This window comes from Streptomyces sp. P9-A2 (assembly GCF_036634175.1).
GTDB classification, from domain to species: Bacteria; Actinomycetota; Actinomycetes; order Streptomycetales; family Streptomycetaceae; genus Streptomyces; species Streptomyces pratens.
In genome coordinates this window covers 5,041,882-5,057,336 of record NZ_JAZIFX010000001.1, presented here as the reverse complement: position 1 = coordinate 5,057,336, position 15,455 = coordinate 5,041,882, and the positions used below count along the sequence as shown (strand labels likewise).

General features: G+C 70.4%; 12 protein-coding genes. 6 read left to right on the top strand and 6 right to left on the bottom strand.

Translation table 11 applies throughout. The features are described from left to right. Positions 1–108: 108 nt before the first annotated feature. The 3 genes from V4Y04_RS23135 (at position 109) to V4Y04_RS23125 (ending at position 3,649) form a co-directional block, all read left to right on the top strand. Positions 109–1,089 carry a glycosyltransferase family 2 protein gene (locus V4Y04_RS23135; RefSeq protein WP_332430234.1) on the top strand — a complete coding sequence of 327 codons (981 nt, stop codon included), beginning with the start codon at positions 109–111 and terminating at the stop codon, positions 1,087–1,089. Further along, on the top strand, positions 1,086–2,423 hold the full coding sequence (locus tag V4Y04_RS23130; RefSeq protein WP_332430233.1) for a polysialyltransferase family glycosyltransferase: 1,338 nt from the start codon (positions 1,086–1,088) through the stop codon (positions 2,421–2,423). The genes V4Y04_RS23135 and V4Y04_RS23130 overlap by 4 nt, the downstream gene beginning before the upstream one ends. A gap of 227 nt (positions 2,424–2,650) precedes the next feature. Further along, entirely contained in the window at positions 2,651–3,649 is a 999-nt protein-coding gene (locus V4Y04_RS23125; RefSeq protein ID WP_332430232.1) for a hypothetical protein, read from the top strand. 100 nt (positions 3,650–3,749) lie between these two features. Here the strand turns inward: V4Y04_RS23125 and V4Y04_RS23120 are convergent, their stop codons facing one another. Together V4Y04_RS23120 and V4Y04_RS23115 are read right to left on the bottom strand one after the other, a co-directional pair. Further along, entirely contained in the window at positions 3,750–6,083 is a 2,334-nt protein-coding gene (locus V4Y04_RS23120) for a glycosyltransferase (protein WP_332430231.1), read from the bottom strand. Then, positions 6,080–7,546 carry a glycosyltransferase family 29 protein gene (locus V4Y04_RS23115; RefSeq protein WP_332430230.1) on the bottom strand — a complete coding sequence of 489 codons (1,467 nt, stop codon included), beginning with the start codon at positions 7,544–7,546 and terminating at the stop codon, positions 6,080–6,082. Before V4Y04_RS23115 ends, V4Y04_RS23120 begins: the two co-directional genes overlap by 4 nt. Positions 7,547–7,786: 240 nt before the next feature. Here V4Y04_RS23115 and V4Y04_RS23110 point away from each other — a divergent pair, with 240 nt between their 5' ends. Then, entirely contained in the window at positions 7,787–8,908 is a 1,122-nt protein-coding gene (locus tag V4Y04_RS23110; protein WP_443080066.1) for an acyltransferase family protein, read from the top strand. Positions 8,909–8,915: 7 nt separating this feature from the next. On the opposite strand, the gene V4Y04_RS23105 is transcribed toward V4Y04_RS23110, so the two are convergent. Next, positions 8,916–9,566, bottom strand: coding sequence for a TetR/AcrR family transcriptional regulator (locus tag V4Y04_RS23105; protein ID WP_332430229.1), 651 nt, complete (start codon positions 9,564–9,566; stop codon positions 8,916–8,918). A 71-nt stretch (positions 9,567–9,637) separates the two neighbouring features. On the opposite strand from V4Y04_RS23105, the gene V4Y04_RS23100 reads away from it, so the two are divergent. Next, a complete protein-coding gene (locus V4Y04_RS23100; protein ID WP_443080065.1) occupies positions 9,638–11,080 on the top strand; it encodes an FAD-dependent oxidoreductase in 1,443 nt (480 codons plus the stop codon). Between the two features lie 15 nt (positions 11,081–11,095). On the opposite strand, the gene leuE is transcribed toward V4Y04_RS23100, so the two are convergent. The 3 genes from leuE to V4Y04_RS23085 form a co-directional block, all read right to left on the bottom strand. Further along, the gene (gene leuE / locus V4Y04_RS23095; protein ID WP_332430228.1) at positions 11,096–11,761 is read right to left on the bottom strand and encodes a leucine efflux protein LeuE; all 666 of its coding nucleotides are present in this window, start codon (positions 11,759–11,761) and stop codon (positions 11,096–11,098) included. Positions 11,762–11,816: 55 nt separating this feature from the next. Further along, positions 11,817–12,389 (bottom strand): Uma2 family endonuclease, encoded by a 573-nt coding sequence (locus V4Y04_RS23090; protein WP_332432966.1) that lies wholly within the window; start codon positions 12,387–12,389, stop codon positions 11,817–11,819. A gap of 99 nt (positions 12,390–12,488) precedes the next feature. Further along, positions 12,489–14,087: an acyl-CoA mutase large subunit family protein gene (locus V4Y04_RS23085; protein ID WP_332430227.1), complete on the bottom strand. Its 1,599-nt coding sequence runs from the start codon at positions 14,085–14,087 to the stop codon at positions 12,489–12,491. A gap of 359 nt (positions 14,088–14,446) precedes the next feature. On the opposite strand from V4Y04_RS23085, the gene V4Y04_RS23080 reads away from it, so the two are divergent. Then, positions 14,447–15,331, top strand: coding sequence for a L,D-transpeptidase family protein (locus tag V4Y04_RS23080; protein ID WP_332430226.1), 885 nt, complete (start codon positions 14,447–14,449; stop codon positions 15,329–15,331). The last annotated feature ends 124 nt before the right edge of the window (positions 15,332–15,455 follow it).

Sequence of the window (15,455 nt, the reverse complement as noted above, 5' to 3'; positions counted from 1 at the left end):
GTCCACTCCCCGGAAAAATGTTTGCTTCACTGCTTCGCCACGCGTCGTTCACCCCGTATCAAGGTTCAGGTAAAGACGAATGACGGGCAGCCGCCTAACGTCGAAGACGTGCTCAAGCTCTCCGTCATCGTGCCGTTCTACAACGTGCGCCCCTACGTCCCCGATGCCCTGCGAAGTCTGCGCGCCAACGCGCGGGACGACTTCGAATTCATTCTCGTCGACGACTGCTCGACCGACGGGACCGCGGACCTCCTCGCGCGTGCCGAGCGTGAACTGCCGGGGGCGGTGCTGGTCGGCCACGAGAAGAACGGCGGCCTGGCGACCGCCCGCAACACCGGCATCGACCGGGCCCGCGGCGAGTACCTGACCTTCCTGGACGGCGACGACTGGCTGGCGCCCGGCTACTACGCCCGCCTGGTCTCCGCCATCGAGAAGCTGGACTGCGACTTCGTCCGCACCGACCATGTGCAGTGCACCGCGCGGGCCCGTGCCGTCCACCGCGTCCCGCACGGCCGGCGCAATGTGGCGCTGAACCCGCGCGACGCGATCCTCCCCGCCCACCGGACCACCTCCGTCGACTACGCCTACGCCTGGGCGGGCATCTACCACCGCAGGCTCGTCGAACGCGGCGTGCTGCACTTCACCGACGGACTGCGCACCGCCGAGGACCGGCCCTGGATCTGGAAGCTGCACCGGGAGGCGGAGTCCTTCGCGGTGGCCGGCCTCCTCGGCGTCTTCTACCGGCGTGGTGTCTCCTCGTCGCTCACCCAGATCGGGGACGTCCGGCAGCTCGACTTCATTCGCGCGTTCGACCAGGTGATCGAGGAGACCGCGCGGGATTCCGACGCGGCGACCCTGCTGCCGAAGGCCGTACGCACGTACTGCGCCATCATTTCCCACCATCTGGGAACCATCGAAAGGTTCGAGCCCTCCGTGGCGCGACAACTGAAGGCTATGAGCACCGCCGCACTGCGGCGCATGCCGCAGGACGTACTCGACGACGCACTCGGCTCGATGGACGCCGAGCGCGCCGGCCGGCTGCGCCGGCTGCGCCGCCGCCCCGTGCCGGCCACGGAGGTCGCCGCGTGACCACGCAGATCTTCATGGCGTCGACCCTGTACGGCACGGCCACGCTCGCCGCCGCCCTGGACTCCGGCTGCTTCGCGCCCGTCGACCGGCGGATCCTGCTGGTCTCCAACAACGCGACGACGCCCGAGACGACGCCCGCCGTCGACGAGATGCCCGGGTTCGAGCTGCTGCGGTCCCGGTTCGACGACGTGCTGTCGTGGAACAAGGCCATCTTCCCGTTCCACCCCGGCGGCTGGGCGCCGCGCCTGGAGGACGTTCCCCTGTGGGAGCGGTATCTGCGGCTGCTCTGGGACCTGGGCGACGACGACCTGACCCTCGCCGTGGAGTCCATCCAGGTCAACCCGGCCCTCGGAATGACGCAGATCTTCACCGACGCACCCATCACGGTCTACGCGGACGGCCTGATGAGCTACGGCCCCACCCGCAACAAGCTCGACCCGCTGGTCGGCACCCGGGTGGAACGGCTGCTCCACCTCGACCTGGTGCCGGGGCTCGAACCGCTGCTGCTCACCGAGTTCGGGGTGGCGCCGGAGGTGGTGGCGACCCCGTCGTTCACCAAGGTGCTGGCCGAACTGGCCGGCACCGGCGACGGACTGCCGGACGTGACGGAGCCCGCGCTGCTGCTGGGCCAGTACCTGTCCGCGCTGAACATCCTCTCCGCCGAGGAGGAGGAGAACCTTCATGTGCGGATGCTGAAGGGCGCGGTGCACCTCGGTCACACCCGGGTGGTGTTCAAACCGCACCCCACGGCCCCGGCGCGCTTCACCCGCACCCTGGAGGAAGAGGCCGAACGGCTCGGCGTCGATCTCACGGTGGTGGACACCCCGGTGCTGGCCGAGGTGCTGTACCAGCGGATGCGTCCGGCCCTGGTCGTCGGCTGCTTCTCCACCGCCCTGCTGACCGCGTCCGCCCTGTACGGGCTGCCGGTCGCCCGGGTCGGCACCGAGACCCTGCTGGACCGGCTGACGCCGTTCGAGAACAGCAACCGCGTCCCGGTCACCATCGTCGACGCGCTGCTGCCGGAGCCGACGGACGGGGCCGCGGTCGCCGAGGGGCGCGGGCGCATGGACACCGACGCACTCGGCGACCTCGTACGGACCGTCGGGTTCACGATGCAGCCGAAGATCCTGCCGGACCTGCGGCCCGAGGCCGAGCGGTACCTGGCGACGCGGCTGGACGACGGCACCCGGCGCTACTTCAGGAAGAAGCGACTGACGTCCCTCGGACTGCCCGGCGGGGTGCCGCCCCAGCTGGGGTTCCTGCCGCGCAACGCCACGGTCCGGAAGGTCGCGCGCAAGGCGCTCAGGCTGCGCCGGGCGATGGCCCGCCGCTGAACGCGCATACGCGCACGTGAGCACGCGCACACGCGTCGCCCGCCCGCCCCGGCCGACGAGCCGGAGCGGGCACACCGGCCCTCCCTGGTGAACGACGAGCGAAGACCGGTGAAAGTTCGAGCGAAAACCCGCTAGCTCCATGGATTCCATGGCGAGCCGACGTCCACACTCATAGGATCGCCACGCTTGCCGCCCTTCTCCGGAGTCACTCAACCCGTGAGGCATCCATGACGAACATCGGCCGGCTCTACCCGCTCCTCGACGACGTCCGTCTGCCGGACGCCATCCCCTACTCCCAGGTCAGCGCCTGGGAACTGCGGTTCCTCTATCTGCTGGGGCGCCATCACCTCACGGGCGAGGACCGGCTGGTCGAACTGGGCTCCGGTGGCGGCGGCTCCACCTATGCCCTCGCGCTCGGGCTGCGCGAGAGCCCCGTCTTCGACGAGCGCCGGGGGCGGCTGCACGCGTACGACTTCTTCCGCGTCGGCAAGGGCACGTTCGCGACGGAGAAGTTCTTCACCTCCGGCAGCAAACCGGCCGACGACAACTCCTTCCTGGACGACTTCCGCGGACGCCTCGAACCGTTCCTGCCGTTCCTGGAGATCCACGCCGGGGACCTCTGGAAGACCTCGGACCCCGAGGACACCAGCCCCATCGAGTTCCTGCACATCGACATCGCCAAGACCCCCCGGGTGTTCCGCTGCGTGACCGAGCGGTTCCTGACCCGGCTGCGGCCCGGCTCGGTCGTCCTGCACCAGGACTTCGCCGGCCCCCGGCTGCCGTGGCTGCACCACAGCACGGGCGCGCTGCTGCCGTACATCGAGATCGCCGGGCCGCCGATCCGCTCCACGCTCGCCTTCGAGGTGGTCCGGCCGATCCCTGCGGACGTGCTGAAGTCCATCGCGGAGGACACCTCCTCCGCCGACGAGAAGCTGGCACTGATATCCGCCGTCCAGGACCGGATCGACCGCGACCACACCGGCGGCATCCCCTTCAAGTCGGTGCTGGAACTGTCCAAGGCCTACGTCGCCCACTACGCCGGCGACCACCGGAGGGCCTGGTCGCTGGCCAAGCCGCTACTCACGGATGAGTACCTGAGTCGTACCCGCGCGGACCACTTCGAGCAGCTGCGCAAGGCGTACGACGAGGACCGGGCGAAGAACGGCGGCGGCAGCGGCGACGGTTCGCGGCTGTCCCGGCTGGTGCGCAGGGCTCTGGGCCGCTGAGGCCGCGGGCCCGGCATGAAGCACTCGGCGCGCGGCATGCGTGAGCCCCCGCGGTCCGTCCCGGAGCATCCTGGGACCGGCCGCGGGGGCTCACCCCGTTTCACTCGCCGAGGATCGCCCGCAGGTCGGCGGCGTTCGCCTCGGTGACCTTCCACAGCGACTGCTGTCGCTCGTGGACGTCGGCGACGGTCGCCGCATGGCGGTCCAGGATGCCGGTCGCCCGCTCGGTGAGCACGGCGCCCAGGTTCCGCTCGTGCACGGAGACACCCCACTCGGGGCGCTCGATGTCGGCCAGGAAGTACGCCATCTTCGGGTGCGAGATCAGGCTGATGATCGGTGTGCCCACACCGAAGGGGATCATCCCGGCGTGCCCGCGCATGCCGATGACCAGGCGGGTCCTGGCGTACAGCTCCCGGATGGCGTCGTTGTCGAAGTCGTACATCGGGATCACCGGCAGCGAGATTCCGTGCTCGCGGCGCAGGTCGAAGGCGATCCGCTCGTCGTCCAGCGAATGCGCCACGCACTGGACCTCGGTGTGCGCGCCGATGCCCCGCACGGCCTTCGCGATCTCCGCGAGGAAGTGCCCGTAGTCGTGCCCGAAGCGCAGGCCGGCCCGGTCGTAGGCGGCGTTCAGCAGGACGGTGTCGTCGCGCTTCGCCGGGTCCTGCCAGCCGGCCACCAGCTGGCGGCTGACCGTGGTGGGACAGGGCTGGAAGCGGACCCTGTCGTGCAGGTGGTCCGGGAGCATGGCCCGTACCTTGGCGATGGAGCCGTGGTTGCGCAGCCCGAAGAACGCGGACTTCTCCACCAGCAGGCGCAGGCTCTCGCGGAACCGCCCGGCCCGGTAGGACTGGCCGTCGAAGGCGTTGAAACCGACCGCGTACACCATGATCGGCACGTCGATGGCGCGCAGGTGCTCGTCGGGCACGTTCCACTGCCAGGCGCTGTTGCCGTTGGGCATGGTGTCCGGGATGAACAGCCCACCGCCGCCGATGACCAGGCCGCGCCGGGCGTTGACCCGTTCCAGGGCGGCCTCGTCGAACAGGCGGTGGGCGTGGACGGAGTGCCAGCGGCGGGAGGTGGTGTCCGGGCCGAAGCCCAGGCGGACGGTCTCCGGGAGCAGCTTGTCGCCGGCGTTGCCCTGGCGGTCCATGTAGAAGGCGACGTGCGCCAGCTGGTCCTCGGCGCTGCCCAGCTCACGCGCGGGCACGGAGGCGGCGCGCTGGGCCCACAGCCGGCTCGAGCGGTGGGTGGGGTCGATGGAGATACCGGCGGTGGCGTGCCGCAGCGAGGCGGTGTCGTCGCCGTGCACCCAGGCCATCTGGGCGAGCCGGGCGTAGGCGGTGGCGGCGCGGTTGGGGGCGGCCGCGGCGAGCAGCAGCTGGGCCTTGGCCTCGTCGTAGCGGGAGACGCTCATCAGGGCGTGCCCGAGCACCTCGTGCGGCCAGGCCTCGTCGAGCGGTATGCGCACGCTGCTCAGGATGTCGACGGCGTCCTGGTAGTCGCCGGACGCGATGTGCGCGGCGGCCACCTTGCGGGCGCTCTCGGTGTCTCCGGTGCGCGCGACATGCGGGGTACCGAGGTGCACCAGCAGGTCGTGATGGAGGCCGCCGGACTGAGACAGGTAGGCGGCCTGGAACTCGGCGTCGGACATGTCGAACTCGCGCCAGCGGTCCTCCGCCTGGCCGTATCCGGCCTCGCCGCCCTGCCAGGGCTTGTGGCGGCCGGTGAAGTGCAGGATCGCGGTGTCGTCGGGGACCGGCAGGTCGCCGGACAGGCGCCGCTTGACGAAGTTGTAGCGGGCGTCGAGGCGGACGAAGTCGCCGTCCAGGACGGCGTTGAGGATGCCCTGGTCGTGTTTGTCGAGTTCGTAGTCGCCGCTGCGTCCGGTCGCGTCCAGCTTGGCGCAGAACGCGTCGCCGAGGTACTCGCGCTGGATGACCAGCAGCCCGGAGTTCAGCTTGTGCTGCCCGTAGAAGAACTGCGGGACGGCCGCCAGGCCCTCGCGCAGCCGCAGCAGTTCACCGAGGTCGCCGAGGACGACCATGTCGGTGTCGAGCGTGATGACGGTGTCGTACTCACGCAGCCGGAAGACGTCGAGGATGAAGTACGCCTTGCGGACCAGGTAGTTGTCCTGGTCGCCCTTCTTGTACGTGTCGTAGTGCTCGGTGTTCACCCGGCGCAGCACGATCCGCGGGTGCAGGGCGCGGATCCTGGCGATGGAGCCGGGGCGCAGGTCGTCGTGGAGCACGACGAAGTCCTCGCACACGCCCGGGTTGGACAGCGCCAGGCTGCGCAGCAGGGCGAGGAAACCGGGCAGGTAGTTCTCGTCGACGTAGGCGGCGAAGGCGACGCGGCGCTTGCCGGTGAGCGCGTCCGACGAGAGAGCCGGCGTCGAGGGGGCCGTGGTCGCTGCCCCGGGGGTGATGGTCATCGCAGGGATATCCTCATGTCGGTCACTCGCTGGGCCCGCTGCATGACCCAATCCTTCTCGCTGGTGTACTCGTGCACGGAGGTGATCGGCATCTTCATGGCTTCCGGCACGCGGTAGGCGCCGCTCTCGTAGAAGTCGAAGCCGATCAGGTCGAGGGTCGGGCTGACGTCCAGGAAGTCCAGCAGGAACAGCATGTTGAAGCCGGTGGTCGGAATGCCCGACCAGACGTCGGAGCCGAGCTTGCCGATGTTGCGCACGGGCCAGCGCAGTGACTCGTCGCCGAGATGGCGCTGGGCGCCGGGCACCAGGCGGTTGCGCAGGGAGTACTTCCAGTCGCCGGAGACGCCGCCGAACACGAGCCGGGTGGTGACCGGCTGGTCCCAGTTGAAGCCGTGCTTGTGGATGGTGGCGTGGATGTCGGTGCGCCCGCCGGTGTGCTTCTCGTCGATGCGGTACGAGTTGAAACGGACCACCAGGTCGTAGGCGTCGATCTCGGCGCCCATCGAACTGCTGCCGACTCGCCCGGAGTTGGCGATGAGGCAGACGGACTTGCCGGCCACCTGGTTGCGGAACTCACCGAGGCTGATCCACTCCACGCCGCCGATGGTGGGGTCGGCGACGGGACCGCGCATCCGGTTGCGGCGCTGCTCGGCGTAGAGGGCGAGGACCTCGGTGAGCGCGGGCAGGTCGGCGTCGCCGCGCGCGGAGCGCAGCTCCAGGTACTGGCCGAGCAGTTCCTGCCGGTCGGCGACCGGCGCCTGCTCGGCGGCCAGTGCGAGGAGCGCTCCCACCATGCGCGGCTCGGCCTCGGACCAGTCCCCCACGGCGTACGCGGCCAGGCCCTCGGCCCATACGTCGGTGGCTGGGCCGGCGGCGAACCGCTCGGCGCGCGGGCACTGGCGGCGCAGCAGGGCCAGGAGTTCCCGGTCCTTCTCCGCGGCGACACGCAGTCCGGCGATCTTCGCGGAGACGCCGAACCCGTCGCTGTCGGTGAGTCCCAGGTACCGCTCGTAGGCGGGTACGGCCTCGGTCTCGTCGCCGAGGGCCTCCATCAGCCGGGCGCGCAGCCGCCAGCCGGCGCGGGAGTTCTTGCGCTGGGCGAGGACGGTGTCGCTGATGACCAGGGCGAGGTCCAGCTCGTCGTCGTAGCCGCACTCCAGGGCCTTGTTGGCGACGGCGAGCAGGGCGTCCAGCACGTCGTTGGGGATGCCGGCGGCGGGGGTCGACGCGCCCTTGACAACCCGCTTGAGGCGGGCTGCGGCACCGCTCGGCGCGGCCGGCGCGGCGGTGGGGGCGTCACCGGTCGTGACCACGACGAGCAGTTTGCGGAGCTGCTCGGCGAGCTCGATTCGGCGGCGGTCCACACTGCCGACGAGCTTTCCGCTGTGTACCGCGCAGGCACGCAAACAGTCGTCCAGCTCCCCTCCGCGCACACGTGCCCGTCTGTTCTGAACCGTCGTCATGGCACTCCTGTTTTGCCGAACCAGCTGCGCGCGCGCTCCGCGACAGCATTGGTTGCGTTTTCTTCCACGCAAGGGGGATGCTCGGAGAATTTAGAAAGCCAAAACGACATCCAGGTGAACTCACCTCTACCGGCCGGAGAATCGTTGGCCTGACATTCGGCTGTTCACCGTCCATCGGACTAGCGTGCTGGCGTATCCGCGGCCGAATCCGGCCGGAATCATGAAACCCAGGGGTTTTCCTTGACCAGCACGCTCGCCCGTCCGGTGCCCGAAGCGACCCGGCCGGCGGAGACGGGGAAGCCGCGCGTCCGGCCCCGGCTGCGCGCCCTGGACGGACTGCGGCTGGTCGCCGCGCTGATGGTGGCGGCCTATCACTACGGCGGTCGCGGCGGCGATGTCACCACCGCCTGGGGAAGCTCCCCGAAGATCCAGTTCCCCACCCTCCATGAGTTCTTCGCGTACGGCTGCCTCGGCGTCCAGATCTTCTTCGTGATCAGCGGATTCGTCATCTGCATGAGCGGCTGGGGCCGGCCGATCCGGTCGTTCTTCGCCTCCCGCGCCTCCCGTCTGCTGCCCGCCTACTGGGCTGCGGTCCTCCTGGTGACGGCCGTGTTCGCCCTGCCGGTGGTCGTCTACGAGGCGGTCTCGCCCAGCGACGCCCTGGTGAACCTGTCGATGCTCCAGCAGCCGCTCGGCGCGGACCGGGTGCTGGGGGTGTGCTGGACGCTGTGGGTGGAGATCCGCTTCTACGCGCTGTTCGCCCTGTTCGTGGTGATGCCCGGGGCGAACCGGCAACGGGTGATCCTGTTCTGCGCGGTGTGGACCATGGCCGCCGCGATCGCCGACGCCGCGAACGAGCCACTGCTCGACCTCGTCCTCATGCCCCAGTACGCGCCGTTCTTCATCGGCGGCATCGGCCTGTACCTCGTCCACCGCGACCGCAGGGACGCGTACGCCTGGGGCATCGTCGGGGTGAGCTGGCTGATCGGCCAGCACTACGCCGTCCAGGACCTGTGGCACGCGCCGAGCGCGGACGCCTTCTCCAACCGGTCCTCGTTCGGCATCATCCTGATCGTCACGCTCGGCTTCGCCGCGGTCGCCGCCATCGCGCTGGGCCGGCTGGACTGGGCGAACTGGCGCTGGCTGACCGTGGCCGGCGCCCTCACCTACCCGTTCTACCTGGTCCACGAGCACCTGGGCTGGGTGGTCATCCACGGCCTGCACCGCGGCCTCGGCATCGGCTCGGCGGAGACCTTCGCCCTCACCGTCGCCGCGATGCTGCTCCTGGCCTGGCTGCTGAACCGGTACGTGGAGGAGACGCTGACGCCGAAGATCCGGGCGGCGCTGTCCAGGGCGCGCTGAGCGTTTTTCAGTCCACGCCGTACCGCGCCGCGATCCCCGCGATCAGCAGCGCCAGTCCTTCCTCGAAGTGCCGGCCGTAGTCCTCGAAGATCTCCTTGCCCGCCTCGGCCGCCAGCGGGAAACCGGCCATGAGGCGGGCGCGCTCGGCGAGGTCGAAGCCCTCGCGGCGCTCTCCGGGCAGCGGCTCGACGCCCTGCTCCTCAGTGACGAACCCGAGCGTGTAGAGGTACGTCGTGTTCAGCGCGCGGGCCGCCTGGGGCAGGGTGAGGCCGGCGGCCTTGAGCAGGCGCAGGTTGCCCTCCATCTGCTCCGCGTGCACGAGACCGGTGAAGCGTGAGCCGCTGAACACCTTCGCGCCGTCGCGATAGCCGAGCAGCGCCGCGCGCAGTCCCCGGTTGGCCTTCAGCAGTCGCTCCCGCCAGGTGTCACCGGCGTCGAGTGCGGCACCGGCCGTCATCCGCCGGTACATCTCGGTCGCCATCTCGTCGAGCAGCGCCTGCTTGTCCTTGAAGTGCCAGTACAGGGCGGGCGCCTTGACGTCCAGTTCCCTGGCGATGGCGCGCAGCGTCAGACCGTCCAGGCCCACCTCGTTCAGCAGCCTCAGCGCCGTGTCGGCGACCCGTTCGCGATCCAGGGGCGCGCGTCGTTCCGTACTCACACTTGACAACTTAACACCGTTAAGGCCACGCTCGGCAATGACAGTCACTTAACAGCGTTAAGGAGCGGATCGTGAACGACACCGATGTCCTGATCGTGGGCGCCGGCCCCACCGGCCTCACCCTCGGTATCGACCTGGCCCGGCGCGGGGTTCCCGCCCAGGTCGTGGAACGGGCGGACGGGCTGTTCCCCGGCTCGCGCGGCAAAGGGCTCCAGCCGCGCACCATGGAGATCTTCGACGACCTCGGCGTGTACGACGCGATCCGCGCGGCGGGCGGAACCTACCCGGCCGGGATGATCTGGCAGGACGGCGAGCGGGTCGGCGAGCACCGGATGTTCGACCCGGTCGGGGCGGACGAGAACTCGCCGTACACCGAGCCCTGCATGATTCCGCAGTGGCGCACACAGCGGATCCTGCTGGAGCGACTGGAGGAACTCGGCGGCAAGGTCGCCTTCGGCCGGAAGGTCACCGGCCTGACCCAGGACGAGGAGGGCGTGACGGCGCGCCTCACCTCCGGCGACACGGTGCGCGCCCGGTACACCGTCGCCGCGGACGGCGGCCGCTCGACGGTGCGCCGCGCGGTCGGCATCGCCATGACCGGGGAGCAACTCGACCCGGGCCCCATGCTCGTGGCGGACGTGCGGATCACCGGCCTCGACCGCGACAACTGGCACATCTTCCCGCCCCGCGACGGCGGCGGCGACGACGGAGACGGGGCGGGCGGCGACATCCTCGCGATCTGTCCGCTGGCCGGGACGGAGGACTTCCAGCTGACCACCCGGTTCGCGCACGGTACGGAGGTGGACCTTTCCCTCGACGGCATACGGCGGGTCGTCGCCGCCCGCTCCCACCTCGCCCCCGACGACGTCACCGAGGTCCGCTGGGCCTCGGACTTCCGCCCACGGGCCGCGCTGGCCGACCGCTTCCGCGCGGGCCGGGTGTTCCTCGCCGGTGACGCGGCACACGTGCACTCCCCGGCCGGCGGGCAGGGCCTCAACACCAGCGTCCAGGACGCCCACAACCTGGGCTGGAAGCTGGGCGCGGTGCTGCGCGACGGGGCTGGCGCGCCCCTGCTGGACACCTACGAGGAGGAGCGGCGCCCGATCGCCGCGCAGATGCTCAGCCTGTCCACCAGCGTCCACCGGGGCGAGACCAGGCGCGGAGCGGCCACGCGCCAACTGGGCCTGGGCTACCCGGCGTCGTCCCTCACGCGCGAGACACGTACGGCTCCCGGCCCGCTGCGGGCGGGCGACCGCGCCCCCGACGCCACGGTGGACGGCGTGCGCCTCTTCGACGCGTTCCGGGGGCCGCACTGGACCCTGCTGGCACTGGGGGTGCCGGCGCCCGGCACCGAAGTGCCCGTGCGGGTGGTGCGCGGACCGGCGCACCAGTCCTACGGAACGGGGCTGTTCCTCGTCCGGCCCGACGGGTACGTCGGCTGGGCAGGGGACACGGCGGCGGCCGGACTTCCGGAGTACCTGACCCGGTTCGGCCCTCGCCGGCCGCCGGCCTGACCCGAACGAGAGGCTCTAAGCGCTCGCGAGCGTCAGCTTCGCCGCGAAGCCCAGGAACAGGGCGCCGGCCGCCGAGGTGGCGCCCGCCGACAGGACCCGGCGGCGGCGGAAAGCGGCGGCGAGCTTGGTGCCGCCGAATATCAGCGCGCTGAGGTAGAGCACGCTGGCGATCTGCGCGAAGACGCCGAGGACGACGAAGGACAGCGCCGGGTAGGCGTAGGCCGGGTCGACGAACTGCACGAAGAAGGAGATGAAGAACAGGATCGCCTTGGGGTTGAGCAGACTGATGACCAGCGCCCTGCGGTACGGCCGCTCCATCGGGGCCGCCTCGGCCGCGGCCGCCCCGGGGGCGCTCTCGAGGGCGCTCTGCTCGCGCCGGGTCCGCCACATGCCCCAGGCGGCGCGCAGCATGCCGATCGCGAGCCACGTCAGATAGCCGGCGCCCGCGTACTTCACGATGCCGAACAGCACGGCGTTCCCCTGGAGCAGCGAGGCGACGCCCGCCGCGGACAGCGTCATCAGCACGGCGTCCCCGCACCAGACTCCGGCCGCCGCCTTGTAGCCGGTCCGCACCCCGCGCCGGGCCGCGACGGACAGCACGTACAGCGAGTTGGGACCGGGCAGCAGCACGATGAGGATCAGGCCGGCCAGGTAGGTGGGGAGATCGATGACGCCGAACATGAGAAGGAGTGTCGCACGGGGCTACGACACTCCGATTCGACTGTCCGGAGTTCGGTCAGTCGTCGCCGTCCAGGAGGGTGTCGACGGAGAGGTCGAGGGTGATCCCGACGGATTCGGGGACGGGGACGGACTGGCCCCGCTTGAAGTGCTGGGGGTCGGGGTACTTGCCGTCCTTCGGATCGGTGTAGAGCAGGACCTGGTCGTGCCTGCGGTCGGCGATGAGGTAAACGGGAATGTTCGCCCGAGCGTAGACATCAGCCTTCGTGGCCGTGTCGTACGTCCAGTAGGACGAAGTCACCTCCAGCACCAGTCGGAAGACGTGCGGTGCGTAGCAGTTCTTCTCGACCAAGGCCTCCCTGTAGTCGGCGTGGACGACAGAGAAATCCGGTACCGCGTAGTCGTCCGGCCCGGTCGGCAGCCACAAGCCGATGCCCTGCACATACCTGAGTCCCGCTTGCCTGGCTCCGGCCCTGAAAAACTTCTCGATCAGCCAGGTCAGCGACTCTTGATGCGGCCCGTCCGGCGGTTGGGTCACACTCATGCTCCCGTTGAGGATCTCCACGCGGTGTGCGGGCAGTTCCTCCCAGAGTTGTTCAGCAGCATCGGCGAGCGGCGACTTGCCCAGCATCACAGCCACGGCACCCCCTTCCGGGAACACCCTCCACGGCCGTAACCCGGAACCGGGTGCATTCCACCCATGATCACCCGTACGGGGTGACCCGTCGGGTCAGAACGCGTCGCTCGGCACGTAGGTCCCCCAGATTTCCCGCAGCGCGTTGCACACCTCGCCCACCGTGGCCCGCGCGCGCAGGGCGTCCTTCATCGGGTACAGGACGTTGTCCTCGCCCTCCGCGGCCTTCTTCAGGGCGGCCAGGGCGGTGTCCACCGCCTGCTGGTCGCGCTCCGCGCGGAGCCTCGCCAGGCGTTCGGCCTGCTGGGCCTCGATCGCCGGGTCGACGCGCAGCGGCTCGTAGGGCTCCTCGGCATCGAGCTGGTAGCGGTTGACGCCGACCACGACCCGCTCGCCGGAGTCGGTCTCCTGGGCGATGCGGTAGGCGGAGTGCTCGATCTCGCTCTTCTGGAAGCCGTTTTCGATGGCGTCGACCGCGCCGCCGAGGTCCTCGACCCGCTTCATCAGCTCCAGCGCGGCGGCCTCCACCTCGTCGGTCATCCGCTCGATGACGTAGGAGCCGGCGAACGGGTCGACGGTCGCCGTCACGTCCGTCTCGTAGGCGAGGACCTGCTGGGTGCGCAGGGCCAGGCGGGCGCTCTTGTCGGTGGGCAGCGCGATGGCCTCGTCGAAGGAGTTGGTGTGCAGCGACTGCGTGCCGCCGAGGACCGCGGCCAGGCCCTGCACGGCGACGCGCACCAGGTTGACCTCGGGCTGCTGGGCGGTCAGCTGGACACCGGCGGTCTGCGTGTGGAAGCGCAGCATCAGCGACTTGGGGTTCTTCGCGCCGAACTCCTCCTTCATGACCCGGGCCCAGATCCGGCGGGCCGCGCGGAACTTGGCGACCTCCTCCAGGATCGTCGTGCGGGAGACGAAGAAGAACGACAGACGGGGTGCGAAGTCGTCGACGTCCATGCCGGCCGCGACCGCGGTACGGACGTACTCGATGCCGTCGGCCAGGGTGAACGCGATCTCCTGCGCCGGGGAGGCCCCCGCCTCGGCCATGTGGTAGCCGGAGATCGAGATCGTGTTCCACTTCGGGATCTCGGCCCGGCAGTACTTGAAGATGTCCGCGATCAGCCGCAGGGAGGGCTTGGGCGGGAAGATGTAGGTGCCCCGGGCGATGTACTCCTTGAGTACGTCGTTCTGGATCGTGCCGGTGAGCTTATCGGCCGGGACGCCCTGCTCCTCGGCGACGAGTTGGTACAGGAGCAGCAGGAGGGAGGCGGGCGCGTTGATCGTCATCGACGTGGAGACCTTGTCCAGCGGGATCCCGCCGAACAGCACCCTCATGTCGTCGATCGAGTCGATGGCGACGCCCACCTTGCCGACCTCGCCCGAGGCGATCGGGGCGTCGGAGTCGTGGCCCATCTGGGTGGGCAGGTCGAAGGCGACCGACAGGCCCATCGTGCCGTTGGCGATCAGCTGCTTGTACCGGGCGTTGGACTCGGTCGCCGTGCCGAAACCGGCGTACTGGCGCATCGTCCAGGGGCGACCGGTGTACATCGTCGGGTACACGCCCCGGGTGAACGGGTACGTCCCCGGCTCGCCCAGCCGCTCGTCCGGGTCCCAGCCCTCGAGGGACTCCGGTCCGTAGACCGGTTCGATGGGCAGTCCGCTCTCGGTGTACCGGGCACTGCCCGACTCGCGTGCCATGGTGTGTTGCCTCCCACCGAGCGGCGCTGTCGGCCTGCTCGCCCGTTTACCGTCAGTTGCTCACCGGTCGGACCGCCTACCCGCCGGTAAGAACCCGTTCTTCCGACGGACTGTAGTCGCGGGGTACGCCCCGGGTGCAGGGACGCGCGCTGGGACCTTCCTCACAGGACCGCCGGGACCCCGCTCACAGCGCTCACCTCCGCCGCCGTCCGCCTGCCACTCACCACCATGCTCCCTGGTTCGGGAGCGGTCACGTCGGGGAGCATCTCAGGTGACGGCCCGCAGGGACCGGTGAGGCGAGGGGGGCTCGCATGCGCACTACGGGCAGGGGTACGGGTACGGCCACGAGGGCCGTGGCCATGGGAGTGACGCTGGCCGCGCTGGCCGGGGGTGCGGTGGGCTGCACGGTGCAGCCCGTCGACGCGGACGGCGACGGGCGGTCTCCGGTGCGCATCGAGCTGCCGAGCGGGACGCCGTCGGCGTACCGGCCGTCCTCCGATACGGGCTCCGATTCCGATTCCGATTCCGGGGCCGGGGCCGGGGTCGACGACGGCGACGACGGCGGGAGGGACGAGGGCTCCGGCGCCGGCGACCGCGCGGAGAGCGTGCCGGCGCGGGTGCTCTGGTCCCCCGGTGACTCGGGCCGTGACATCCGTGAGCTCCAGGCCCGGCTGCGGCAGATCGCCTGGCTGTTCGACGGCCCCACCGGGACGTACGACGGTCCCACGCGGGAGGCCGTCGAGGGATTCCAGAGCAAGCGCGGGCTGCCGCGGACCGGACGGACCGACACCGTCACCTGGCAGCGGCTGCTCGGCATGACGCGTGAGCCGGGCCGGTGGGAGCTGTACCTGATGGGCGGCCAGCCGGCCGCCGCCCCCGACGCGCGCTGCCGGACGGGCCGGGTGCTGTGCATCAGCAAGTCCAGCCGCACCCTGCGCTGGATGATCGACGGACGGACCCTGACGACGCTGCCCGTCCGCTTCGGCTCCGACCCCACACCGACGCGCGACGGCGTCTTCGAGGTCTACTGGAAGTCCCGCGACCACGTGTCCACGCTCTACGACTCGCCGATGCCCTACGCCATGTTCTTCAGCGGCGGCCAGGCCGTGCACTTCTCGGCCGACTTCGCCGCGCGGGGCTACGCCGGTTCCTCGCACGGCTGCGTCAATGTGCGGGACGAGGCGGCCATCGCCCGGCTGTACGAGCAGGTGCGCGACGGCGACAAGGTCGTCGTCCACCGGTGAGCGCCGCGGGCGTCCGGCGGCATCGGATCGGAGGGTGAGAAGGGCGCGGGCGGGACCGGGGGAACGTGTCCCGCCCGCGCCGAGTGCAGGAGCCACAGGTACGGGGGGTGACCTGGCTCCGTGC